Origin of the sequence: Peribacillus sp. NPDC097295, assembly GCF_044761665.1 — a bacterium.
Lineage (GTDB): Bacteria > Bacillota > Bacilli > Bacillales > DSM-1321 > Peribacillus.
This window is the reverse complement of the sequence record NZ_JBIWCW010000008.1, coordinates 36,907-62,207: the sequence shown is the minus strand read 5'-3', so window position 1 is coordinate 62,207 and position 25,301 is coordinate 36,907. Positions and strand designations below refer to the sequence as shown.

Here is a 25,301-nt window from a genome sequence, read left to right as displayed (position 1 = left end):
CCTTTTTTTCTTTACTCCTAATAGACGATTGCATTCGGTAAAAGTATACAAAAAATATAAAAAAAGTTAATTAAAACTCAAAAAACCGGAAGGGAAAATCCCTTCCGGCTACGATTAATTACCTTTATACTTCTTCTTTTTCGATAATATCGGCAAAGAGGCCATATACATATTTTTCTGCATCGAATTCTTGAAGATCATCCATCTTTTCACCAAGTCCGACAAATTTAACAGGAATGGAGAGCTCATTTCGGATGGCTATGACAATCCCGCCTTTTGCAGTGCCATCAAGCTTCGTTAAGACGATTCCGGTTACATCGGTTGCTTCCTTGAACGTTTTCGCTTGGATGAGTGCATTTTGACCCGTTGTTGCATCAAGAGCAAGAAGCACTTCATGTGGTGCACCAGGCACTTCACGTTCAATGACTCGTTTCACCTTTTCCAGTTCTTTCATCAAGTTCACTTTATTTTGCAGGCGTCCTGCTGTATCACAAATCAGGATATCCGCTTTTCGTGCCTTGGCGGCTTGTACGGCATCGAACATAACCGCAGCAGGATCGGATCCTTCTCCTTGTTTGATGACACTGACACCGACGCGTTCCCCCCAAACCTCAAGTTGCTCGATCGCTCCGGCACGGAAAGTATCACCAGCCGCCAATACAACGGATTTGCCTTCTTCCTTAAACTTATGGGCAAGTTTACCGATTGTCGTCGTTTTCCCTACACCATTCACGCCAACAAAAAGAATGACAGTCAGGCCGTCTTGCTGAATGTTCAAGCTGGACATACCTTCTTCATCACCTTGGTAAATATCGACCAATTTTTCGGAAATGACTGACTGCACCTCTCTCGTATCAGAGATGTTACGCAGTTTCACTTCCATTTTTAATTGGTCGATTAATTCCATGACGGTATCGAAGCCCACATCAGCCTGGATGAGAATCTCCTCAAGTTCTTCGAAAAAATCTTCATCCACTTTCCGGTAACGGGCAACGAGTTCATTCACCCTTCCGGTAAAGGAATTCCTCGTCTTCGTTAAACCTTGCTTAAACTTTTCCCCGATTGATATTTCGGATGTTACTTTTTTTTCAACTTCTACTTCTGCTTTTGTTTCTACAGATGTTTCTTTTTCTTCTTGTGTCGTGAATTTTTCTTTTAGCTTCTTGAAGAAACTCATTGTCCCACTTCCTCTAATTCATGGATTTATATTTGAACAAGGTTCTCTGATTCTTCCATACGTACGGAAACAAGTTTGGAAACACCTGATTCCTGCATCGTAATGCCATAGAGGACATCTGCCTCCTCCATCGTCCCTTTACGATGGGTGATTACGATAAACTGTGTCTCTTGACTGAACTTCCTTAAAAATTGGCTAAAACGGACTACATTCGCTTCATCAAGTGCTGCCTCGACCTCATCAAGGATACAGAATGGAACTGGCCGGACCTTTAGAATGGAGAATAACAGGGCGATTGCAGTCAATGCTCGTTCTCCACCGGACAACAGACTCAAGTTCTGTAACTTTTTCCCTGGAGGCTGCGCAATGATATCCACTCCCGTAATCAATAAGTCATCGGGATCAGTCAGCTTCAACTCTGCCCTACCACCGCCGAACAGTGATTTAAAGACTTGTTCGAACTGTTCACGAATCGCATAAAAGGTTTCCGAAAAGCGCCGTTTCATTTCGTCGTCCATCTCATCAATCACCTGGAATAGCGTGTCCTTCGCCTGCTGGAGATCTTCCTTTTGGCCAAGAAGGAACTCATACCGTTCGGCCACACGAGCATACTCATCGATGGCTCCTAAGTTAACCGTACCCAATTCTTCGATAGCCAGCTTAATGAGTTTTACCTTTTTCTGAGCTTCATCTACAGGCATCACCAGCGGATATTTTTCTTTGGCGCCTTCATAGGATAACGTGTATTCTTCACGCAAATGGTCCAGACGGTTTTCCAGGGCCACATCTAGACGGGTCAATTTGACCTCTTCATCCTTTATCACTTCAACAATGCCTTTATAAAGACGGTTTTCCTCTTTCAAAGCTATTTCGAGCGTTTCAAGTTGAGTGTGCATTTCGGTCTTTTCCTGTTTTTTGGCGGAAATTGCTTCGATGGCTCCATTCTTATCAAGCAATCTTTGTTGGGCCAAGTCTTCAAGCGTTTCTTCTCCACTCGAACTGTCCGTCATTTCATTTGTCAAAAGTCCCAAGTCATCCTTATTTTCATTCAGGTTACTCGTTTCTTTTGCCAAGTCCGCTTCAAGCCGCTCCATCTTTTCTTTTTGGTTTTGAAGCTGGCCGCGCTTTGAGGCCAGAGTAACTCTCAACTCACTAGTTTCTTCCGCAAGACTTTCTTTTGACGATTGCTGGGATTGTTTTTGTTCTGTCATTTCCGCTATCAGACGATCAAGTTCTTCAATTTCCATATTACAAGATTTCAAGAGCTCTTCCAATTCGGCAAGCCTTGCTTTCTTTTGCTGTTGCTCTTCTAAATAGGAGTTTTTATCCAAATCATAAAGGTGCAGACGGTCATTCACATTTCTTTCCTGAAGCTCGACTTCACGAAGCTCACCTTTTAGGGATTGCTCCTGTAAGCGAAGCATTTCACCTGTTCTCCTCGTTTGTTCAAGCGTTTGCTCCTGAACACCGACATCCACTTTAAGCTGCTTGACCTGTTTTTCGAGCTGATTCGTTTTCGCTTCCATACCGGCAAGCTTTTCATGTAATTCTTCGAGCTCCGTTTTCCGTGAAAGCAATGATGTGGACTTTTGTTTAATCGTTCCACCTGTCATCGAACCACCTGGGTTGACAACATCCCCTTCAAGGGTTACAAAGCGGAAACGGTGCTGCACCATTTTTGCAAGCTCGTTGGCTCCCTTTAAATCCTTGGTGATAATGACGGTGCCAAGCAGGTTCGCTGCGATGGAAGCATGCCTCTCATCATAGCGAATCAACGAGGAAGCTGTACCTACAAAAGCAGGATGGTTCTTCAGCATCGATAACTGAGTTGAAGAAACTTCTCTTCCCTTGATGACCGATAAAGGCAGAAATGTCGCACGGCCATAACGATTTTTTTTCAAGAAGGAAATGGCCTCACGGGCATGTTCTTCTCTCTCCACGACAATATGCTGCATCGCTCCGCCCAATGCCGTTTCGATCGCCGTTTCATATTCCTTTGGGACCTTGATCAATTCTGCGACTGCACCTTCAATGCCTTTTAATGTTCCTTTTGCTTTTAACACTTCTTTAACACCTTGAAAAAAGCCTGCATAATCCTCTTCCATCTCTTCAAGCAGTTCTTTGCGGGATTTAGCTTGTTGGAGGAATTGATATGCCTTATAAAGGGTTGTTTCTTGTTTTTGATACGTATCTTTTGCTGTATTTAACTTGTTCTGTTGATTTCGGAAAGAAGTGACATGCTCTTCAAGCTGCTGGCTCAATTTTTCCATCCGCTGTGAAAATTCCAGTTTCTTAGCGGTTATTTCCGTTCTTTCCGTTAGGAATTTTTCATTTTCGTGATCCAGCTTGGAATTTTTATGTTCCTGCTGAGTAAGCTGCTGCAAAAGGTATTGCTTTTCGTTTTTGGCGGCAGCCTGCTTGTTCAACCACTCGATATAGTCACTTTTCTTCACTTCTATCAACGCTTCGATGTCGGTGTTGAATAGGCCCAAGCTTTTTTGTTTTTCATGCAAAAGTTCCTGGAGCCCTTTTACTTCGGAATTCAACGCGTCAAGAATTACCGTTTCTCTTTCCTTTTGTAAAGAAAGACGTTCAACTGCTTCCTTGCCCTCTATAATCGCCTTTTCTAGCTGTGCCTTATTTTGGGCAGCATTTTTTTTCCGTTCTTTCAATACTTCTTTACGACCTTCGAGCTTCTCCAGTTCTTCACTGGCATTCAAGAGCACACCCTGAAGCTCATTAATCGATGTTTCGAGTCCTGCAATGCTTTCGCGGACCTCTTTAAGATGGGCTTCGCGTTCATGAAGCCGTCCAGCCAATTGCTGCTCCATCTCATTATGTTTCTCGAGTTCTTGGGTGAGACTTTCCCATTTGCCATGAAGTTCTTCAATTTCAAAAACGGTTAAGGCCACTTCGATTTTTTCAAGCTCCTCTTTTTTATCCAGATATTCCTTGGCAAGGGAAGATTGAATCTTGAGAGGTTCCACTTGACCTTCTAATTCATGAAGAATGTCGTGAATCCTATTGAGGTTATCTTGTGTTTCCGTCAGTTTTGATTCCGCTTTTCTTTTTCTTGTTTTATACTTTAAAACACCGGCGGCCTCTTCAAAAATGACCCGTCTTTCTTCCGCCTTACTGCTTAGAATCTCTTCCACTTTCCCTTGACTGATGATGGAAAACGCTTCACGTCCAAGACCTGAATCCATAAATAGCTCGACGATATCTTTCAGGCGGCACCCTTGGTTATTAATGAAGAACTCACTTTCACCCGAACGGTATACCCTTCTTGTGATACTAACTTCATGAAAGTCAATCGGAAGCGTGTTTGTCTCATTATCCAAAGTCAAAGAAACCTCTGCAAAATTCAAGGCCTTTCTTGTGTCACTTCCTGAGAAGATGATATCTTCCATTTTTGCTCCACGCAGTGATTTTGCCGATTGCTCTCCAAGAACCCAACGGACTGCATCGGTCACATTGCTTTTACCGCTACCGTTCGGTCCAACCACTGCCGTGACACCAGGTACAAATTCAATCGAAATTTTATCTGCGAAAGATTTGAATCCTACTACGTCCAAGCGTTTGAGGAACATGACCTCTCCCCCTCTACTGTTCAACTATCTTGTTGAGTTTTTTTCTTTCAAAACGGCCAATGCGTGCTCGGCGGCATGCTGTTCTGCCTCTTTTTTCGATTTTCCCACACCGGTACCAAGGTCTTCCCCATTCAATGAGACAGTCGAAACGAATTCACGATTATGGGCAGGCCCTTTTTCTTGCAGTATTTTATATTGCAGAACCCCGATTGCATCCCGCTGGATGAGCTCTTGAAGCTGGCTCTTATAATCCATCACATGAGAAAAAGCACCCTCGTCTATCTTCGGAAACACGACATTTTTCAAAAACTGCACAACTGGCTCTAATCCTTGATCAAGATACAAGGCACCAATATAGGCTTCAAAAACATCTGCAAGCATGGCAGGGCGTTCTCTTCCGCCTGTCATTTCTTCCCCTTTACCAAGCAGGACATATTCTCCATAAGAGAGACTGTTGGCAAAGTCGACCAGTGATGGCTCACAGACAATGGCTGCCCTTAATTTCGTAAGCTCTCCTTCACTCATCATTGGATATTTTTGATACAAATATTTTGAAATTGTCAGTTCAAGTACTGCGTCCCCTAAAAATTCCAGCCTTTCATTATCTTCATAAGGCTTGCGGCGATGCTCATTCACATAAGATGAATGTGTAAAAGCTTTTTTCAATAAGTTTTCATCTTGAAAATGAAAACCCAGGTTATCCTGTAACTCTTTAAATTTGTTATCCTTGATTGATGGTTTACGATTATTTACGTTCCTACGCATCACAAAAAACCCTCCACTACGGTTCAAAAACATATTTTTCCTCAATATAAAAAGAAACCTGGCAGGAATTCCTGTCAAGCTTTCCTATGTACCATCATACAGTATAATCTGCCTAAAGAAAACTAGCAGCCGGGATGCAGCTGGACAGGTGAAAACTTAATCGGACCTACCCGTGATCGGTTAAGCCTGTCGAGTTCCAGACTCCTTTTATTACAAGAGAAAGCCCCGTTTAAAAACGGAGCTTTTAATCAAAAGACATTAACATTACATAGTGCTTTTTATGTAATTCACAGCATCACCCACTGTGGCGATTTTTTCAGCGTCATCGTCCGAAATTTCCATATCGAATTCGTCTTCAAACTCCATGACTAGTTCGACAACATCTAGGGAATCGGCACCAAGATCTTCTTTGAATGAAGCTTCAAGCTTTACTTCTGATTCTTCAACGTTCAAACGATCTACAACGATTTTTGTTACTCTTTCTAATACATCTGCCAATGTGTTCACCTCCCCTCAAGACATTATAAATTATATTTCATAAAAATCAAACCAAAACTTACATTACCATGCCGCCGTCAACATGAAGGGTCTGTCCGGTCATATAACTGCTTGCCTCTGAAGCGAGGAAAGTTGCCACTGAAGCAATATCCTTCGGATCGCCGAAGCGGGCTAAAGGAATTTGCGAAAGCATCGCTTTTTGCACATCTTCAGTCAGTTCATCTGTCATATCAGTGGAAATGAAACCTGGAGCAATCGCATTGACCGTGATTCCTCTTGAAGCAAGCTCTTTGGCAGTAGATTTAGTCAAGCCGATTACGCCTGCCTTGGCTGCAACATAATTTGCCTGTCCTGCATTCCCCATTACGCCGACAATGGAAGCCATATTGATGATTTTACCGCTACGCTGCTTCATCATTTGCCTTGTGACTGCTTTCGTGCATAGGTACACGCCTTTTAAATTCGTATTGATGACCGAATCCCATTCTTCTTCTTTCATCCGCATCAATAGATTATCACGGGTAATTCCAGCATTATTAACTAAGATATCCACTCGGCCAAATTGTTCCATAACCTCTTTGAACATGCCTGTAACTGATTCGCTATCGGACACATCGCATTGAACTGCAAAGGCTTTGCGCCCAAGTGCCTTGATTTCTTCGACCACTTCGTTGGCTTTTGCTTCGCTTCCAGCATAATTGACGGCTACATCCGCCCCCTGACGTGCGAGTTCCAAGGCCACTTCCTTGCCGATACCGCGGGAAGCTCCAGTAACTACTGCTTTTTTACCTTCTAGGATCATGCTAGTTCCCCCTTCAATGCTTCGACCGTCTTAATTAGGGTTTCTGTATTCGATACCGAGTGAATATTGACAGAACGGTCAATTTTTTTAATCAATCCACTCAGTACCTTGCCTGGTCCCACTTCTACAAACGTGTCCACACCTAATTCAAGTAGCTTTTTGACACTATCTTCCCAAAGCACTGGTGAATACAGCTGTTCAATTAATTTATCTTTAATTTGTGATGGGTCCGTGATGGGTTCTGCCGTTACGTTCGAAATTACAGGAATAGGTGCTTGTTGGAAACTCACTTCATCAAGTACCTTTTGTAATTGTTCAGCCGCCGGTTTCATTAGTTCAGAATGAAACGGCCCGCTTACTTCAAGAGGAAGGGCACGCTTCGCTCCAGCTTCTTTTGCTTTTGCGCTGGCCAGCTTAACGCCTTCTGCCGTTCCGGAGATGACGATTTGTCCTGGACAATTAATGTTAGCCAATTGAACGGATTCTCCTGTATCAGTAATATCAGCCGTTACAATAGCGAGTGCCGTGCGGTCCATCCCTAATATGGCAGCCATCGAGCCTTGCCCATTTGGAACAGCGGCCTCCATGAATTGGCCACGTTTTCTAACAGTATAGACAGCATCTTCAAAAGAAATAGCACCAGCCGCCACCAACGCCGTATATTCCCCTAAACTATGTCCTGCAGTGTAATCAGGCTTGATGCCTGCTTCTTCCAAAGCATTGTACAAGGCATAGCTTGTTGTCAACAGCGCAGGTTGCGCATTATAGGTTATCGTTAATTCTTGTTGAGAACCATTAAATATAAGCTCCGAAAGTGCAAAACCCAGCTTTTCATCCGCCGTTTGAAAAATTTGCTGTGCTTGCTCATTTTCTTCAAATAAGTCTTGACCCATTCCTACAGACTGTGAACCTTGTCCTGGAAACACAAAAGCAACCTTACCCATCCCTAACTCCCCTATCTTTATATTTATTGGTCTTTTTCTATCGTCTTTGCAATCGTCGGAATGACATCATGGCTAACCATATCCCGAGTCTGACGGATGGCGTTATAAATTGCATTGGCATCGGAAGAACCATGCGCCTTGATGACAGGTGCCTTCAAACCGAATAATCCTGCCCCGCCGTATTCCGAATAATCCATTTGATTTTTAATCGTCTTTAATTCCGGTTTCACGAGTGCTGCTGCAATCTTGCTCTTCACATTGCTCATCAAAGCCGTTTTCAACATGCTAAAGACACTCATCGCCGTTCCTTCAAGTGTTTTCAACACCATATTGCCGGTAAAGCCGTCCGTTACGACAACATCTGCCGGTCCATTCAGAAGATCCCTTGCTTCTACATTCCCGACAAAGGTGATGTCCGTTGATTCCTGAAGAAGCGTGAAGGCTTGCTTCGTCAACTCGTTCCCTTTTTTCTCTTCAGTTCCAATATTCAGTAGGCCAACACGTGGCTTTTCGATGCCTCGTACCTTTTGAGCATATACAGATCCCATTATTGCAAATTGAAGCAGATGTTCGGGTTTTGCTTCAGCATTCGCCCCTACATCAAGAAACACAAAACCTTTACCATCGATCGTCGGCAAAGTTGGGGATAATGCCGGACGTTCGATTCCTTCAATCCTACCGACAACAAACAAGCCGGCAGCCATCAATGCACCTGTATTCCCTGAAGAAATGCAGGCAGCGGCTTCTCCATCGGCCACTTGCTGGGCTGCCAGTACCATTGATGCATTTTTCTTGCGGCGGACCGCACGGACAGGTTCATCGGTACTCAATATTTTTTCTTCCGTATGTATGACCGTGATTCGTTCATTCTTTGTTAGGTATGGGCTGATTTCAGCTTCATTCCCGATTAAAGTGATTTCCACATCGGAAAAGGCCTCGACAGCTTTCATGGCACCCAATACCTGTGCCTTCGGTGCGTTGTCCCCACCCATTGCGTCTAGCGTTATTTTCATGGACGTTCATCCTTTTCTAAGCAAGTTAAGAGCGATACATTTCGAACTCACCTTTGAATACCATCTCATTTCCTACGTAGCTTCTGACTTCCACTACTGAACGGTCGGCATTGTGGTCCACCTCTTGAACTTTCGCTTTGGCTACCACTCTTTCATTTTCCTTAACAGAACGAGTAAATAAAATGGAAGCTTTCGTCGTTAATGCCAGTTCGTCGTTTATGACCGCCACCGCCAATGAATTCGCTTGGGCAAAAAGGTGATGTCCCCTTGCGATTCCATTGCGCTTAAAGACATGCTCTTTTTTTATATCTAAAATGGAAATTGCATTTTCATCTAGGTTCAGATCAATTACTTCTCCGATAATTTCATCCAGTGGCAATGCCCTAATCTCGTCGCTGAATTTCTTTTCGGCTACGGTTTTAATGCGTTCACGAAGCTCCGGTATGGATAATTCAAGTCGATCGAGTCTAATTGTCTGGACGCTCACCGAGTATTTATCAGCCAGCTCCTCATCCGTTACAAAAGGATTCTGTTTAATCGTTTCGATTAATAATTGCTGGCGTTCCTTCTTGTTTCTTCGCATTTGAAGGTCACCATCCGTAGTATTATGACTAGGTACTAATAGTAGTATATATATTTTAAAAACAGATTGCAAGATTTTGTGGAAATTCTCGCAATCTGTTTTACTTTCGTTCAGCCTTTATCAGTCAAGCTTTTCTCCCGTCAATACGCCCGTCCCTTCCAAATGCTTCCGAAGTGGTGCGTATTCAGGTGCATGCCAAAAGCTCTGTGAGGCTATTAATTTTGCAGCATCTTCCCTTGCAACTTCCAGCGTCCGGTAATCATGTACCATATCGGCCACTTTGAACTCGGGAAGCCCGCTTTGTTTTTTACCAAAAAAGTCTCCTGGACCTCGAAGCTCCAAATCTTTCTCTGAAAGGACAAAACCATCATTTGTCTCTGTCATGATTTTCATCCTCTCTTTGCCGACTTCCGTTTTCGGGTCGGCCAGAAGAATGCAAAAAGACTGATTGCTTCCCCTTCCTACACGGCCTCGTAACTGATGAAGCTGGGAGAGGCCAAAACGTTCCGCATCATAAATGACCATCACCGTTGCGTTGGGCACATTCACTCCTACTTCGACAACTGTGGTGGAAACAAGGATTTGCGCTTCATTGGAACTGAACTGTTGCATCACTTCATCTTTCTCATCCGCAGATAAACGCCCGTGCATGAGCCCCACTTTATATCGATTCGCAAAGTATTGTGTCAACATGCCATGGACATCTAGAACATTTTGCAGGGAATCAAGTTTTTCCGACTCCTCGATTAATGGGCAGATGACATATGCTTGTCTGCCTTTTTGAAGTTCCTTTTCCACAAAAACGAGAATTCGGTCAAGCATTTGATGCTTCGCCCAATACGTTTCGATGGCTTTTCGCCCTGCAGGCATTTCGTCAATCGTCGAAACGTCCATCTCCCCGAACACCGTAATGGCAAGTGTACGAGGAATCGGTGTTGCCGTCATGAACAGCACATCTGGATTCCCGCCCTTTTCACGGAGGATACGGCGTTGTTCGACCCCGAACCGATGCTGTTCATCCGTAATGACCAGACCGAGGTTCCTAAAGTTCACTTCATCCTGAATCAATGCATGGGTTCCAATCAAAAGGTCAAGTTCCCCTGTTTCTAGCTTCTCCAATAATTCTCTCCGCTTCTTACCTTTTACCGAAGAAGTTAATAAAGCAACCTTTACCCCGACTGGTTCTAGCATCGCTGTTAATGATTGAGTATGCTGCTCAGCCAGAATTTCAGTAGGGACCATAAGTGCTCCCTGGAAACCAGCCGAAATCGTTGCATATAAACAAATCGCGGCCACTACCGTTTTCCCTGACCCTACATCTCCTTGTAGAAGCCGGTTCATGCGGTAAGGGGAGGTCATGTCGCTTAGGATTTCCTCTACCACCCTGTTTTGTGCATTCGTTAGTGGAAACGGCAGTGTATCGATAAACCCATTTACTTGACCCTTATTAAATTCCTGGCCAATCCCCCTAGACTGTTCCCGCTGTATTTTTCGTAGTGCCTGCATCTTCAGCTGAAATAACAAGAACTCTTCATATACAAAACGGCGACGGGCCTGCTTGACATCAGCAGCCGATAAAGGAAAGTGCATCTTGCGAAGCGCATCTTTACGCGGCATCAATTTATATGTTGTCAGAAGTTGTGGTGGCAAATTCTCTTCGATTAAATTTCCATATTGGGAAAAACCATTGGTGATATGACGGCGCATTCCTTTTACCGTAATGCTCCCCTTGATGGAATATACGGGTTCGAACTCTTTCTCCCTGCTGTGATCTCCCACATGGCACTCTGATCCTGTGATCGTTTGACGGTGACGGTCCCATTTACCTGTGACTGAGACAGTCTCACCGATCGCAAGTTTAGATTTCAAGTAAGGCTGATTGAAAAATATCACCGTAATCAAATATCTCCCGGTCAGCAATTTGATTGTAAGCCTGGATTTTTTCTTTCCAAAATAGCTCAATGTCGGTACTGTATGAATCTTTCCTTCTACAGTAACCCGCTCCTCATGCTCAACCGTTTCTAAGTCCCTCAGCCGATAGTCTTCATAGCGATAGGGTAGATGCTCAAGAAGATCATTGACGGTATGGATCTCCATTTCCTGCAATGCAGCAGCTGTCTCTCCCCCAATGCCCTTAACTGCGGTAATTGGTTCCAATAGGGCGTTACTCACTTGTTACTTAACGGCATGCCAAAGATCTTCGCTTCCAACTTCCGTCCAGTCGGTGTGGCCGCTAATCCTCCTTCTGCAGTTTCTCTTAAGGCCGACGGCATCGTCTGTCCAATTCTATACATTGCATCGATGACTTCGTCGCATGGAATTCGGCTTGTTATCCCCGCTAAAGCCATATCAGCTGCAACCATAGCATTAGCTGCCCCCATGGCATTTCTCTTCACACACGGCACTTCTACGAGACCGGCGACCGGATCACATACAAGACCCAGCATGTTCTTTAAAGTAATCGCCATGGCTTCGGCACTTTGGGATGGCGTTCCTCCTGCCATTTCAACGATTGCGGCCGCTGCCATTCCTGAAGCTGAACCGACTTCCGCCTGGCAACCGCCTGCCGCTCCAGAGATTGATGCGTTATTAGCGACAACGAATCCAAAAGCCCCTGCAGTGAACAGAAATGCGATTTTCTGTTCGCGATTCGGTTTTAATTTATTTTGCAAAGCGAAAAGGGTGCCAGGCACAACTCCTGCTGATCCCGCAGTCGGTGTCGCACAAATCGTCCCCATCGCTGCATTCACTTCATTGGTGGCTACGGCCTTACTGACCGCATCCAACAATAGTTCCCCCGATAAGGAATTTCCCGATTTGATATAATTTTGAAGAAGGACTGCGTCCCCACCAGTCAATCCCGAAACGGAACGTACTCCTTGAAGGCCCTTTTCAACGGCCTGTTCCATGACGTCAAGGTTCACCCCCATTTGATGGATGATTTGATCACGACTTTTTCCTGATACTTCCATTTCCTGTTCGATCATAAGGGTCGATATTTTCTTTTGCTTTGCTTCTGCCATTTCTACTAGTTCTGCTACATTTCGAAACATGTCCTCTTTCCCTCCTTAATGAAAACGGTTGCCTCATGCCAACTCAATCAACAATCCTTGCGACCTTTGTGATATGGGGCAATTTCGAAATTTCATCGATGACTTCCTCTTCTAAATTAACATCCACTTCAATGGTCATAAGAGCCATCTTCCCTTTTTCTTTTCGGGAAACTTCCATCTGGCCAATATTGATTTGGTGCTTAGCCAAAACGTTAGAAACATTGGCAATAGCCCCGAAACGGTCATCATGTACGACAAGTATGGCTGGATTATGACCCGAAAGCCGTAATTTGAATTCATTCAATTCAATGATTTCAATTTTGCCCCCACCAATCGAGATGCCAACGAGTTCCAGTTCATCTGCATCATCGCCCACCGTTATTTTCACAGTATTCGGATGTTCCGGAACGGCCTCTTCTTCCTGAAATGTAATGTCCATATTCTTTTTGCGGGCTATATCAAGAGATTCTTTGATTCTCTCATCAAAAGTATCAAAATCAAGGAGGCCCCCTACTATGGCCACATCCGTCCCATGCCCTTTATGGGTTTTGGCGAATGACCCATAAAAAGAAATACGGGCCCATTTCGGTTCTTTATTGAATAGATTCCTTGCCACCCTGCCTATTCTAGCAGCTCCCGCTGTGTGGGAGCTTGAAGGTCCAATCATGACGGGACCGATGATATCAAATACACTCCTGTATTTCATGTTCTATTCCTCCTTCTTTACGCGCTGAACTTCAAAGACCTAAAGAAAAACGCTAGAGGTTATCTACTAATCAGTCCTGGCTCCTGCATTATTGTTTATACCTTTAGTCCGCAAAAATAAACTGCATAGCCTAATGACCTATGCAGTTTATTGCTGTTTATCTATCTTTCTATATTATGCCACTTAAACGGCATGTGAAGCATAATGTGCCCCCTAGCCATATGGCCGTAAAATTATTCAATTGAAAAAATGAAAGCATATAATGGTTGTTTACCATTATGGACTTCTACTTCGACATCTTCAAAAGTTTCTTCACAAAATGCCACAAGCTGCTCCACTTCTTCCGCAGTTGCATCTTCGCCGTAAAGAATGGTCAGGATTTCGGAATCTTCATCAATCATTTTAGATAAAAGATCCTTTGCAGCCTGAGCCTTGCCTTTATTTTTCACTTTGATGGTGCCCTCATCGATTCCCATGAAGTCACCCTTCTCGATTGTCAGGCCATCGATGCTCGTATTCCTTACAGCATAGGTGATTTGACCAGTTTTAACATGTGAAAGGGCCTCAGTCATCACCTTTTGGTTCTCGATAACATCCAACGAAGGATTGAAAGCAAGCAATGCAGACATTCCTTGTGGCACAGTTTTAGCAGGAACGACAATCACGTTATCTCCAAGAACATCAGCAGCTTGATTAGCGGCCATAATAATATTTTTATTATTTGGCAGAATGATTACATTTTCTGCATGTGCCTCCTCGACTGCTTTCACGATGTCTTCCGTACTTGGATTCATCGTTTGCCCACCTTCAATGACTGTTTTTGCACCGATGCTTTTGAAAAGTTCGCTAATCCCTGAACCCATCGCAACAGATACGATACCGTATTTTTCTTTAGCCTTTGGTTTTGTCTGAAGGGGCGTTGTAGTTCCGCCGACTATAGCTGTATGCTGTTCACGCATATTATCGATTTTCAACTTGATTAAACTACCATATTTCTGACCATAATTAAGACAGTTACCAGGCTGCTCAGAGTGAATATGTACTTTAACCACTTCATCATCAGAGATGACTAATAATGAATCGCCGTATTCACTTAAATCATTTCGGAATTTCTCTTCATCAAAGGATTGGGCTAATGGCTTATCATTTTCCAATCGAACCATGAATTCCGTACAATAACCAAACACGATATCTTCCGAGTTAATGTGTCCCTGAACATTAATGTGGTGTTCAGCACTAACCATATCATCCATGCTTGGGCCATTTGCCGAGCGAACCGGTAAGGCTTCACCTTTCAGTTCCGCCAGGAAACCTTCATAAACGAAAACCAAGCCTTGTCCACCGCTATCGACGACACCTACTTCTTTTAATACAGGAAGTAAATCCGGTGTCCGCTTTAAAGATGCATTGGCCTCGATGACGATTTCCTCCATCACCTGGATTAGATCCTGGTGCTTGGCAGCGGATGTAACCGCTTGCTTCGCTGCATCCTTCGCCACTGTTAATATGGTTCCTTCAACAGGTTTCATAACGGCCTTATAAGCAGTTTGTACACCAGCTTCAAAGGCATTGGCAAATTCTTCACTATTGATTTCCGCTTTATTTTCAATAGATTTTGCAAAACCACGAAAAAGCTGAGAAAGAATTACCCCAGAGTTACCCCGAGCTCCCATCAAAAGACCTCTTGAAAGGGAAGTACCCACTTTTCCTATATGTTCTTGTACATTATTTTGAACTTCCTTAGCTCCTGAAGTCATAGATAAATTCATGTTTGTTCCTGTATCTCCATCTGGAACTGGGAAAACGTTCAAGGCATCGACCATTTGGGCGTTAGCTGCTAATTGATTAGCTCCCTGGATGATCATTTCAGCAAAGCGCTTTCCATTTAAACTTGTAATTGACACAAAACTTTCCTCCTATACTTAAGGGTTCGTTACACGAACTCCCTGTACAAAAATGTTTACAGAATCAACAGCTAATCCAACAGTTTTGTCCAGTGTGTATTTTACTTTTGATTGCACATTATGTGCAACTTCCGAGATTTTCGTTCCATAACTAACGATAATATACATATCGATATGAACTTCTTCCTCATCTTGTCGGACGATTACACCCTTAGTAAAGTTTTCTTTTCTTAGTATTTCGGCAATGCCGTCTTTAAATTGTTTTTTTGAAGCCATTCCTATTATTCCGTAGCAATCAATAGCAGCACCACCGGCTACCGTAGCGATTACATCATTAGATATATCAATTTGTCCATATTTCGTTTGTAGTTCAATAGACATTTTCTTTTTCCCTCCCAAAACTAACTCAACTAAAGACATTTTACTATAATGTCTATTGTTTTAAAAGTAAATGTGGTACGGTACTTATATAATTCAATTTTCAAGAGGGTATGTCAAGGTTTTTTTCTTGAAAGTAATTAACTGAAGTATTGCATTCTCACGGTAGGTGTGATAAATTATTAAAGTATTTCACAAAGACTTAAGACAACTTCGTAAACTTAAGCTTGTTGTAGTTAGGAGGGAATTTGACATGGCACGTAAATGTGTAATCACTGGAAGAAAAACCCGTTCTGGTAACAGCCGCTCTCACGCAATGAACGCTAGCAAGCGTACATTCGGCGCTAACCTTCAAAAAGTACGTATTTTAGTTGACGGTAAACCTAAACGTGTATACGTTTCTGCAAGAGCTCTTAAATCGGGCAAAGTAGAACGCGTATAATGTTACGGCATCCTCTTAGGATGCCTTTTTATTTGAAAATGGCTCCCGCTTTATAATGGGTTATGATTGGATAACCTGATTCACTTGGAAAGATCATCTCCCATTAAAAGCCTGCCAAACCCATCCGATTCCTTCTTATTATCCCCCAGCAAAATCGAAAAAATAACACCTTCGTTTAGAAGGTGTCACGTGAATAGGTTTTTTATCAGCCTTTTTTAAACGCCCCGAGCATGGCCCTTACCAAACTGCCCAGAACTTTTGGCAATTTAATCGTATAAAATTTCATAATGCCCCTCCTCTTTACATCCCACAAAATTAAGATGAAGTGGAACTTTTCTATTACAACATAAGCTTTTAAGCGGATATAGGATGAAAAGTATATCCGAATCTGCTTTAAGCATGAATTTTAATCTCTGCTTCTTATCACCATTAATATGCCTTCCTCAAATGAAACATTCCCACAATCAGAAATTAGTTCATTGCTGACACATAGTGTAGAGCCTAACTCGAGTCTTGCATCAGCAAGTGGATATTTGAACCCTAATAGTGTTATGCCCGTGATTTCAGACGTTACCGGAAGCAACGATATATACTTTTTATCATCGTCTTTAACGATAGAATAAGATCCAGGTGTCTTCACGGTTAAGGAGTTCTGTCGATCGACTATGTACATTTCTGTGTCGTTGAGAAAAGGGAGGATGCTCTCTTTCTGCAGCAATTGGATATTACCAAGAAAGTGGTCCAACCTTCCACCGGTGGCACCTAGAATATGAATTTCACTCGGCTTTTGCTCCACTGCCCAATTAAAAGCGATTTCTAAATCGGTTTCATCCTTCTCAGGTGGGTAGAGTTTGATTCGCTCCATTTTTTTTTGAATCATGGTCCATTCACCTTCAGAAACGGAATCGAAATCGCCAAAGCCACACTGAGGAATAATGTCATTTTCAAGCAGTGCCCACACACCTCTATCGACCCCAACCCACAAATCAGTCATTTCCCTATAAGCCGATAAATCGGGCCACATTTCCTTCGGGCCTCCAGCCATAATGCTTATTATCATGTCTACCACCCTATTCTTAAAAATTTTACAACCTGATTGCGTAAAAAAAGCCGATCATGATCGTATGGATCATACAATCATGTCGGCTCATTTCCCTTATAAGTTTCCACGAATCCTTTGGATCGCTGCCTCGCGATCTTCTTGATTATAGATGGCCGACCCGGCTACAAGGACCGTAGCTCCTCGTTCTATACAAAGCTTAGCCGTTTCTTCATTTACCCCGCCATCTACTTCAATTTCAAGATTGGGGTTGTACAGATCAGCCATCGCCTTGACTTCAGAGATTTTCGGCAGTACGGAAGCGATGAACTTTTGCCCCCCAAACCCTGGATTGACGGTCATCAATAAAACCATATCTATATCTTCAATGATGGGAGCAATTACGGAAGCTGGAGTAGCCGGATTAAGGACCACCCCCGCTTTTATACCATAGGACTTTATCAATTGAATCGTACGATGTAGGTGGGTGCATGCTTCTACATGAACAGTAATATAATCTGCCCCTGCTTTGGCAAACGCTTCAATGTAGTCATCTGGGCGTTCAATCATCAAATGTACGTCTAGTGGAAGTTTTGTCACCGGTCTAATCGCGTCGACAATCAATGACCCGATTGTGATATTGGGTACAAAATGGCCGTCCATGACGTCTACATGGATATAATCGGCTCCACCTCTCTCGACATCCAAAATTTCTTCTCCCAGTTTTGCAAAGTCAGCTGATAATATGGATGGTGCAATTTTAACCATACTAATACCTCGGCTTTCTATCTCTAATTTCCTCTAAAAACTGCATATAATGTTCATACCGGTAACGTGGAATTTCTCCCGTTTCCACCGCTTCTTTCACAGCGCACTTCGGTTCTTTGTCATGCAGGCAGGCTCTGAACTTGCAATCCTCACCAAGCTTATGCATCTCAGGGAAACAATACGAAAGGCGTTCTGCTTCCATGTCCATGAACTCAAGTGAACTGAATCCCGGCGTATCCGCAACGAGGCCAGTGCCCATATGAATCAATTCCACATGACGTGTAGTATGCTTTCCGCGTCCTAAATGGGAAGAAATGTCGTCTGTCTTAAGAGCCAAACTCGGATTGATGGCATTCAACAGCGAGGATTTCCCCACTCCAGACTGACCGGCAAAGACACTTGTTTTCCCTTCTATAAATGGAACAAGCTGATCGACACCTCCTGCGGTTATAGAAGATGTTTCCAAAACAGCATAGCCTAACTTCTGGTAATCCTTGATATATTGAGTCAATCCCTCCTTTTTATCGGAGGGTACCAAATCCATCTTCGTTACGACAATGATGGGTTCGATTTCATTGTCTTCAATGAGGACCAGGAATCTATCTAGCAAGGCTGGACTGAAATCCGGTTCGACGGCAGAAAAAACAAGAATCGCCTGATCGACATTCGATATGGGTGGACGAACCAATTCATTCTTTCGTGGCTTGACCTCCGTGACCGTCCCGTCCGTTTTATTCTCTGCCTCAAATGCCACATAATCGCCAACAAGGGGCGTCACCTTATTTTTTCGAAAAACTCCTCGGCCTCGGCACTGGTATACTTCTTCTCCATCTAAAACATAATAAAAGCCGCTTAAGGCTTTAATGATTTTTCCTTCGGGCATAGCCACACTCCTAAATTAATTTTTCATTCCGGATAAGTGACGGTTTTCTCTTTGATGACCTGACCGTCGCGCATGACTTTATATCCGGCTTTCTTATCTTTGGATACCAATAACTTCAACTCTTGTTTTTGATTTTCCAAGAGCGCAAAAGTATCGTAGGGCTCGGTCATGCTATTATTGATGTCTTCAATGAAGATCTGGACTTGCTGCGGTTTACCAGGCTCTACCGGATCATATTCGATCGTGAATTCCTCAGTAACCGTCTTAGGTGGGATCTCTTCTTTGCCTTTTGAAAGGACCACGCTTACCGTACTTCCCTTATCGACTTTAGTGGTCGGTTCTGGTGACTGCGAAATAACAAGCCCCTCAGCGACAGATTCTGAATACACTTCTTTTTCCACGGCGATTTTTAAGCCGCTTTCATTGGAGTAATCATTTAGGGCGGTCTCATTGAATCCAGTCAGATTTTTTAAGGTTAATCGATCGGCACCTTTACTGACCTTGAGCTCGAGTTCCGTCTCTGAAGGTATCACCTCAAAGCCTTCCGAAGGATCTTGGTCAATGATCGTACCCGGCTCGCTGTCATCAAATACTTCGGTTACGGGGATATCCTTGAAACCCATCTTATTGAGCATGTCCTCTATATCTTCAAAATTTCTGCCTTCATAATCAGACAACGTAATCGTTTCTTTACCCAAGCTTTGATAGAGAATGATCTTGGCACCTTCTTTTACCGTCTTGCCTTCCTTAGGGTTTGTTTTGATGACGCGACCCTTTTCGACTTCTTCATCATTAATCTCAATCGTATTCCCAACCTCGAATCCTAATCCATTTAAAGTAGAAATGGCATCATCAAGCTCCTTCCCTTTTAAATCAGGGACGGTCACTTCCTTAGTGCCAAGCATAGAAGGGAAAACTGTAATGGATAAGATGGCAACGACTGCTAAAGCCAAAAAGACGGTAACTAAAATAACCGGCCATTTCTTGCGCTTTTTATTTTTTTGTTTTGATTTCGTTTTTTGTTTTTTCTGTTTCTTTTTTGCCTTAGTCACTGTTTCTGGCTCACCAATTGTTTCATCTTCTTCAACTGCGTTTGTATTTTTTTCCGGTCCCCTAATGATAGTCTCATCAATGCTCGGAAGCTGGTCATTCGTGATGATGGGAATGGCTTTTGTTGCATCATGGTCTTCCGGTATAGTAAAAGGCAATTCATTCAAGCGCTCTGGATTAAGCGATGTTCGAATATCATCTTCCATTGTGTCCACGCTTTCGTAACGATAATACGAATCCTTTGCCGTAGCTTTCAAGATGATGTTTTCGACACTTTGCGGTATCTCAGGATTCCAGCGCTTTGGTGACGGTGTCTCTGATTGTAAATGCTTAAGAGCGATAGAGACGGCAGATTCACCGGAAAACGGGAGCCTACCCGTTAAGATTTCAAACATGACGATACCGAGTGAGTATATATCCGATTTCTTATTGGCCATGCCGCCTCTGGCCTGCTCCGGTGACAAGTAATGAACAGAACCTAATACGGCATTCGTCTGAGTTATATTCGTTGCACTTAGCGCCAAGGCGATTCCGAAATCAGTGATTTTGACCGTACCTTCATTATCTATCAAGATATTCTGAGGCTTGATGTCCCTGTGGATGATCCCATTATGATGGGCATGGGAGATGGCAGCCGTAATTTGCTTCATGATATCTAAGGATTTTTCAACAGGAATTGGATAGTATTTTTGTATGTATTGCTTTAATGTAAACCCGTCCACATATTCCATGACGATATAGTAGATATCATTTTCTTCTCCGACATCATAAATACTGACAATATTCGGATGGGCGAGACTCGTTGCTGATTGCGCTTCCCGATTAAAGCGTTTGATGAACTCATCGTCATTATTAAAATCCATCCGCAGGATCTTCAATGCAACATCACGGTCCAAAATCATATCTCTCGCAAGGTAAACATTAGCCATACCGCCGCCACCGACCATTTCGATCAGTTTATAACGGCCGTTGATTCTTCTACCAATCAACATTGAGTTCACCTGCTTTCGCTTTCATCAAAAAATTGAACAAGCACAAGGGTGATATTATCTTCTCCACCATAATTATTAGCCAGTTCTATTAACGATTGTGCCTTTTCTTCAAGTGATTGTCCATTGTTGATCATTTCTTCGAGTTCCGATTCACTTACTTTATTCGTTAGTCCGTCGGAACATAGCAATAGCATATCTTGCTCTTCAAAAATGATTGTCGTGATGTCCATCTCCACTTGTAATTCGGTACCCAAAGCCCTCAATAAAACATTTTTTCGTGGATGATGCTCGGCGTCTTCCTTTGTAATCTGACCTGAACGGACCAACTCATTAACAAGGGAGTGGTCTTCCGTGATTTGCTTGAATCCGCTTTCGTTGCACAAATAACACCGGCTGTCCCCGATGTTAGCAATGGTCGAAAATTTATCTGTACATATCGCTGCAACAATCGTTGTGCCCATGCCCTTGCATTCTATGTTCGCTTCGGCATGTTCAAAAAGCAATTGATTGACAATGAGGATGTGCCTTCTCAACCACTCCTCGGCATCAGTAGCCGTTTCTATATCGGTTGATTCTTCCCATCGTTTTTTTAAAAGGTCAATCGTCATCCCACTCGCTACATCCCCGGCACGGTGGCCGCCCATGCCATCTGCAACGATGGCAAGGCGAACGCCTTCCGGATTCATAAAAATTCCGCCGTTATCTTCATTATGCTGACGGACTTTCCCACGGTCTGTTTTGAATATTGCCCTCATAGGGTCACCTCGTCTCTTCTTTGCGCTCCTTAGCCCGAAGCTGGCCACAGGCTGCGTCAATGTCACTGCCTTGTTCTCTTCGAATTGTTACATTAATACCACGCTTTTTCAACGTTTTTTCAAATTCAAAGATCTTATCCCGAGGTGTACGTACATAGTTGCGCTCCGGTACATAGTTAACCGGAATTAAATTGACATGGCACTTGATACCTTCAATTAAATCGGCCAATTCTTGAGCATGCTCTACCGAATCATTTTCGCCTCCGAATAGACCATATTCAAAGCTGACACGTCGACCGGTTTTTTCCGTGTAATATTTAATGGCTTCAATCAAGTCAGGTAGCTTATAAGCTTTATTGATTGGCATTAATTTACTTCTTAACTCTGTGTTCGGTGCGTGAAGTGATACCGCAAAATTGATTTGCATGCTTTCTTCCGCAAATTTATAGATCTTCGGAATGATCCCGCTAGTTGAAACGGTAATATGACGAGCCCCGATATTCAATCCTTTTTCATGATTGATATTCTTCAGGAAAGACATCATATTATCATAGTTATCGAAAGGTTCGCCGATTCCCATGATTACGACCGAGCTGACACGTTCCTCCACTTCATCAAGTGCTTGTTGTACCTTGACGACCTGGGCAACAATTTCCCCTGATTCAAGATTACGTTTTAATCCACCAAGCGTAGAAGCACAGAATGTACAACCAATCCTACAACCTACCTGAGTCGTAACACAAATGGAATTACCATATTCATGGCGCATCAGTACAGTTTCAATCGAGTAACCATCTTGCAATTCAAATAAGAACTTCATCGTTCCATCATTAGACGTTTGCTGGATCAATGTTTTTAATGTCGTGAAATTGAACTGCGCTTCCAATTTGTCGCGCAATGTCTTAGATAGGTTAGACATACCTTCAAAACTTGAAACACGTTTTTTGTAAAGCCAGTCATAAATTTGATCTGCACGGAAAGCCTTCTCGCCGTTCTCGACCAACCACTCTTTTATTTGGTGAAGCTCCAACGAATAAATCGATGGTTTTGCTGGTGTTGTGTCTTTTCTCACTCTTGATGATTTCGTAATCTCTGCCATTACAGCACCTTCTTTCTAAAACTCGCAATAAAGAAACCGTCACTGCTAAAATATTGCGGGAACACTTGCAAAGTGTGACCTTCGACAAATGGTTGAACGCTCTCAGGCATCCTGTCAGACAATGTTGCATCCATTTCGAATTCAGGATGTTTTTCCAAAAATGCCGCAGCTACGTTGTCATTTTCAGCTTTGTCCACCGTACATGTACTATATACTAACTGACCGCCTTGTTTTAAAAGCGGAGCAGCTGCTTCCAATAATTGTTTCTGTATGTTTGAAAGTTTCATTATATCATTATTTGTTTTAGTATACTTCACATCAGGCTTCCGGCGCATAACGCCTAACCCAGAGCAAGGGGCATCAATTAGAATTCGGTCGAACCCTTCTTTATTGAAGTGTTCCTGTACGTTTCTGCTATCAAGTACAAGCGTTTTAATATTGTTCCTTAATTTTAGTCGCTCAGCCTGTTCTTTAATAAGCTTGACCTTATGCTCATGAAGATCCAGTGCATAAACTTGCCCTGTCGTTAACCCTTCAGCGATATGCATCGACTTGCCTCCCGGGGCTGCACAACAATCAAGGACCGAATCATTGTCATGTGCTCCCAAAGCATGGGCGACTAGCATCGAGCTTTCGTCCTGAATCGATAGATACCCTAATTTATAACTTTCTGAATGAGCGAGGTTTCCCCTATAGCTGATAATGGATTCCGGGACAAATTCACTCGCTTCAACATCGTACCCTTCTTCAGTCAAAATGCTGATCAATTCATTACGGGAAATCTGTTTAAGGTTGACCCGTCCCGTCTGCAAAGGAGCCGTTAAGTTAATTTCGCACATTTCCTTTGTTTTCTCAAAACCATATTGCTCTACCCAACGATTGATCAACCATGCAGGATGACTTACTTCGATTGAAAGGCGCTCACGTTCATCCTTGATATCATCAAAAGAGGCCACACCATTTCTTTGGATGTTTCTAAGTACGCCATTTACCATCGACTGCGTTCCTTTATGGCCTCGTTTTTTCGAAATCTCGACGGCTTCAAAAATAATCGCATGGTCTGGGACTTTATCTAAATAAACCATTTGGTATACGGAAAGCCTAAGAAGGTTTATGACCCAGCTTTGCGTTTTTTTAGGATTTTTTATATATGGCTGCAGATAGTAGTCCAATGTCATCTTCCGTTGAATCGTACCGTAGCTGATTTCCGTCAGTAATCCACTGTCCACTGCAGATAATTGGTGCTTTTTAATCAAATTGTTAAGTAACAGGTTACTATAGGATTGATTTTTCTCTACAGATTCCAAGATGTCGAGAGCAATATCACGTACTCCCTTTTTAGTTTGTGTCATTAGTTTCTCCTAACTTCATTCCTGCTTTAATGAAAGATCCCGCACCAAGCAAATAATCTTTGGCCGGCATTTTTTTCTTGCCTGATGGCTGTAGCTCAGTGATGAGGACCGCTGTTTCATTACCAGTTGCCACGATCATTCCTTCGTCAAGCACTTCTATTATCGTTCCTGGTTCAGCCTGAGCGTTACCTTTCATTTTCTTTGTCTGCCAGATTTTTAGGACAGACCCGTTTAAGAGTGTATAGGCTACAGGCCATGGATTCAAGCCGCGTACATGGTTATAGATGGCTTCTCCCGTTTTCGACCAGTCGATTTTTTCCTCTGAGCGCTTAATGTTAGGGGCAAAAGAGGCTTTTCCTTCGTCTTGTTTAATTGCGGTCAGCTCACCATTCAACAGCTTTGGTAATGTGTCAGCTAATAGATCCGCACCGACTTTGCTTAATTTATCATGTAGTGTACCAACATTATCCTCTTCTTCAATGATTAATTCTGCCTGCGTTAAAATATCCCCGGCATCCAATTTTTCAGCCATATACATGATGGTGATTCCCGTCTTTTCTTTTCCTTGTAAGATCGAGTAATGGATGGGCGCTCCGCCACGTAACTCTGGAAGCAAGGAGGCATGTACATTAATACAACCGAATTTAGGGGCTTCCAATAATTCATTAGGCAAAATCTGTCCGAAGGCCGCGGTCACAACCAAGTCCGGATTTAAACGGATGATTTTTTCCAGTTCTTCTTTTTCACGGATCTTTTCAGGTTGATAAACGGGAATTCCCTGTCTAATTGCTTCGACTTTAACAGGCGGAGGCGTCAACACTCTTTTTCTACCAACTGGACGATCTGGCTGAGTGACGACCGCCATTACTTCATATCCCTCGTCAATGATTCGTTTAAGCACCGGTACTGAAAAGTCCGGTGTTCCCATAAAGATTATTTTTGTCATTTATCTTCAAACCTTTCTAACTCTTCCTCCGTAATATAGCGGGAAACCTTGCTCGTAAATAACACGCCTTGCAAATGATCCATTTCATGTTGGATGGCCCTCGCCAGGAAATCTTCCGCTTCTAATTCGAAAAAGTTCCCTTTCCTATCCTGTGCACGCACTTTGATACGGTATGGACGTGAGACTTCACCATAAACGTCCGGAAAACTCAGGCAGCCTTCAACGCCGGTCTGTTCTCCGTCCGCTTCAAGCACTTCGGGATTGATCAATTCAATTGCACCTGATCCTTCCTCTATTTCAACGACGGCGACCTGCTTTTTTACACCGACTTGAGGGGCTGCAAGACCAACACCATCTGCTTCAACCATCGTTTCATACATATTACTCAACAGCTTTGCCAATTTTTTATCAAAACTTGTTATTTTATCGCATTTTTGTTTTAAAATTTTTTCTGGAAACATGACAATCGGTAAAATAGCCAAAGTGAAAATTACCCTCCTAATATGGAAAACGAAACTTACTATATAAAAACGCAAGCTTGGACAGCTCGCGATATCATAAA

General features: G+C 43.0%; 24 protein-coding genes. 1 reads left to right on the top strand and 23 read right to left on the bottom strand.

Annotated elements, in window-relative coordinates:
• Positions 1 to 124: 124 nt before the first annotated feature.
• From ftsY to ACIQXN_RS14500, 13 genes are all read right to left on the bottom strand, one after another.
• Positions 125 to 1,177: a signal recognition particle-docking protein FtsY gene (ftsY, locus tag ACIQXN_RS14560; protein ID WP_402967776.1), complete on the bottom strand. Its 1,053-nt coding sequence runs from the start codon at positions 1,175 to 1,177 to the stop codon at positions 125 to 127.
• A 26-nt stretch (positions 1,178 to 1,203) separates the two neighbouring features.
• Complete coding sequence (gene smc, locus ACIQXN_RS14555; protein WP_402967773.1) at positions 1,204 to 4,767, bottom strand: chromosome segregation protein SMC; 3,564 nt, start codon at positions 4,765 to 4,767, stop codon at positions 1,204 to 1,206.
• Between the two features lie 24 nt (positions 4,768 to 4,791).
• The gene (gene rnc, locus ACIQXN_RS14550; protein WP_402967770.1) at positions 4,792 to 5,532 is read right to left on the bottom strand and encodes a ribonuclease III; all 741 of its coding nucleotides are present in this window, start codon (positions 5,530 to 5,532) and stop codon (positions 4,792 to 4,794) included.
• Between the two features lie 264 nt (positions 5,533 to 5,796).
• Positions 5,797 to 6,030: an acyl carrier protein gene (locus tag ACIQXN_RS14545; protein ID WP_053345291.1), complete on the bottom strand. Its 234-nt coding sequence runs from the start codon at positions 6,028 to 6,030 to the stop codon at positions 5,797 to 5,799.
• Positions 6,031 to 6,088: 58 nt separating this feature from the next.
• A complete protein-coding gene (gene fabG, locus ACIQXN_RS14540; RefSeq protein ID WP_402967767.1) occupies positions 6,089 to 6,832 on the bottom strand; it encodes a 3-oxoacyl-[acyl-carrier-protein] reductase in 744 nt (247 codons plus the stop codon).
• The gene (fabD, locus tag ACIQXN_RS14535; protein ID WP_402967764.1) at positions 6,829 to 7,776 is read right to left on the bottom strand and encodes an ACP S-malonyltransferase; all 948 of its coding nucleotides are present in this window, start codon (positions 7,774 to 7,776) and stop codon (positions 6,829 to 6,831) included. Before fabD ends, fabG begins: the two co-directional genes overlap by 4 nt.
• A gap of 23 nt (positions 7,777 to 7,799) precedes the next feature.
• Positions 7,800 to 8,789 (bottom strand): phosphate acyltransferase PlsX, encoded by a 990-nt coding sequence (gene plsX, locus ACIQXN_RS14530; RefSeq protein ID WP_402967761.1) that lies wholly within the window; start codon positions 8,787 to 8,789, stop codon positions 7,800 to 7,802.
• Between the two features lie 25 nt (positions 8,790 to 8,814).
• Positions 8,815 to 9,372, bottom strand: a complete 558-nt coding sequence (gene fapR / locus ACIQXN_RS14525; RefSeq protein ID WP_402967758.1) for a transcription factor FapR — start codon at positions 9,370 to 9,372, stop codon at positions 8,815 to 8,817.
• A gap of 120 nt (positions 9,373 to 9,492) precedes the next feature.
• Positions 9,493 to 11,544: an ATP-dependent DNA helicase RecG gene (recG, locus tag ACIQXN_RS14520; RefSeq protein WP_402967755.1), complete on the bottom strand. Its 2,052-nt coding sequence runs from the start codon at positions 11,542 to 11,544 to the stop codon at positions 9,493 to 9,495.
• Positions 11,541 to 12,425, bottom strand: coding sequence for an L-serine ammonia-lyase, iron-sulfur-dependent, subunit alpha (gene sdaAA, locus ACIQXN_RS14515; RefSeq protein WP_402967752.1), 885 nt, complete (start codon positions 12,423 to 12,425; stop codon positions 11,541 to 11,543). Before sdaAA ends, recG begins: the two co-directional genes overlap by 4 nt.
• 43 nt (positions 12,426 to 12,468) lie before the next feature.
• Complete coding sequence (gene sdaAB / locus ACIQXN_RS14510) at positions 12,469 to 13,131, bottom strand: L-serine ammonia-lyase, iron-sulfur-dependent subunit beta (protein WP_402967749.1); 663 nt, start codon at positions 13,129 to 13,131, stop codon at positions 12,469 to 12,471.
• A 233-nt stretch (positions 13,132 to 13,364) separates the two neighbouring features.
• Positions 13,365 to 15,035, bottom strand: a complete 1,671-nt coding sequence (locus ACIQXN_RS14505; RefSeq protein WP_402967746.1) for a DAK2 domain-containing protein — start codon at positions 15,033 to 15,035, stop codon at positions 13,365 to 13,367.
• A gap of 18 nt (positions 15,036 to 15,053) precedes the next feature.
• A complete protein-coding gene (locus ACIQXN_RS14500) occupies positions 15,054 to 15,416 on the bottom strand; it encodes an Asp23/Gls24 family envelope stress response protein (protein ID WP_402868253.1) in 363 nt (120 codons plus the stop codon).
• Positions 15,417 to 15,666: 250 nt separating this feature from the next.
• On the opposite strand from ACIQXN_RS14500, the gene rpmB reads away from it, so the two are divergent.
• Positions 15,667 to 15,855, top strand: coding sequence for a 50S ribosomal protein L28 (gene rpmB / locus ACIQXN_RS14495; RefSeq protein WP_402868250.1), 189 nt, complete (start codon positions 15,667 to 15,669; stop codon positions 15,853 to 15,855).
• 205 nt (positions 15,856 to 16,060) lie between these two features.
• On the opposite strand, the gene spoVM is transcribed toward rpmB, so the two are convergent.
• From spoVM to def, 10 genes are all read right to left on the bottom strand, one after another.
• A complete protein-coding gene (spoVM, locus tag ACIQXN_RS14490) occupies positions 16,061 to 16,141 on the bottom strand; it encodes a stage V sporulation protein SpoVM (protein ID WP_034313769.1) in 81 nt (26 codons plus the stop codon).
• Between the two features lie 120 nt (positions 16,142 to 16,261).
• The gene (locus tag ACIQXN_RS14485) at positions 16,262 to 16,915 is read right to left on the bottom strand and encodes a thiamine diphosphokinase (protein ID WP_402967743.1); all 654 of its coding nucleotides are present in this window, start codon (positions 16,913 to 16,915) and stop codon (positions 16,262 to 16,264) included.
• Between the two features lie 96 nt (positions 16,916 to 17,011).
• Positions 17,012 to 17,662, bottom strand: coding sequence for a ribulose-phosphate 3-epimerase (rpe, locus tag ACIQXN_RS14480; protein ID WP_402967740.1), 651 nt, complete (start codon positions 17,660 to 17,662; stop codon positions 17,012 to 17,014).
• Between the two features lies 1 nt (position 17,663).
• Positions 17,664 to 18,545 (bottom strand): ribosome small subunit-dependent GTPase A, encoded by an 882-nt coding sequence (rsgA, locus tag ACIQXN_RS14475; RefSeq protein WP_402967736.1) that lies wholly within the window; start codon positions 18,543 to 18,545, stop codon positions 17,664 to 17,666.
• A gap of 23 nt (positions 18,546 to 18,568) precedes the next feature.
• Positions 18,569 to 20,587 carry a Stk1 family PASTA domain-containing Ser/Thr kinase gene (gene pknB, locus ACIQXN_RS14470; protein WP_402967733.1) on the bottom strand — a complete coding sequence of 673 codons (2,019 nt, stop codon included), beginning with the start codon at positions 20,585 to 20,587 and terminating at the stop codon, positions 18,569 to 18,571.
• 5 nt (positions 20,588 to 20,592) lie between these two features.
• Entirely contained in the window at positions 20,593 to 21,342 is a 750-nt protein-coding gene (locus ACIQXN_RS14465; RefSeq protein ID WP_402967730.1) for a Stp1/IreP family PP2C-type Ser/Thr phosphatase, read from the bottom strand.
• A 4-nt stretch (positions 21,343 to 21,346) separates the two neighbouring features.
• Positions 21,347 to 22,441 (bottom strand): dual-specificity RNA methyltransferase RlmN, encoded by a 1,095-nt coding sequence (gene rlmN / locus ACIQXN_RS14460; protein WP_402967727.1) that lies wholly within the window; start codon positions 22,439 to 22,441, stop codon positions 21,347 to 21,349.
• Entirely contained in the window at positions 22,441 to 23,793 is a 1,353-nt protein-coding gene (rsmB, locus tag ACIQXN_RS14455) for a 16S rRNA (cytosine(967)-C(5))-methyltransferase RsmB (RefSeq protein ID WP_402967724.1), read from the bottom strand. The genes rlmN and rsmB overlap by 1 nt, the downstream gene beginning before the upstream one ends.
• Complete coding sequence (gene fmt / locus ACIQXN_RS14450; protein WP_402967721.1) at positions 23,780 to 24,739, bottom strand: methionyl-tRNA formyltransferase; 960 nt, start codon at positions 24,737 to 24,739, stop codon at positions 23,780 to 23,782. Before fmt ends, rsmB begins: the two co-directional genes overlap by 14 nt.
• A complete protein-coding gene (gene def, locus ACIQXN_RS14445; RefSeq protein WP_402967718.1) occupies positions 24,736 to 25,221 on the bottom strand; it encodes a peptide deformylase in 486 nt (161 codons plus the stop codon). Before def ends, fmt begins: the two co-directional genes overlap by 4 nt.
• Between the last annotated feature and the right edge of the window lie 80 nt (positions 25,222 to 25,301).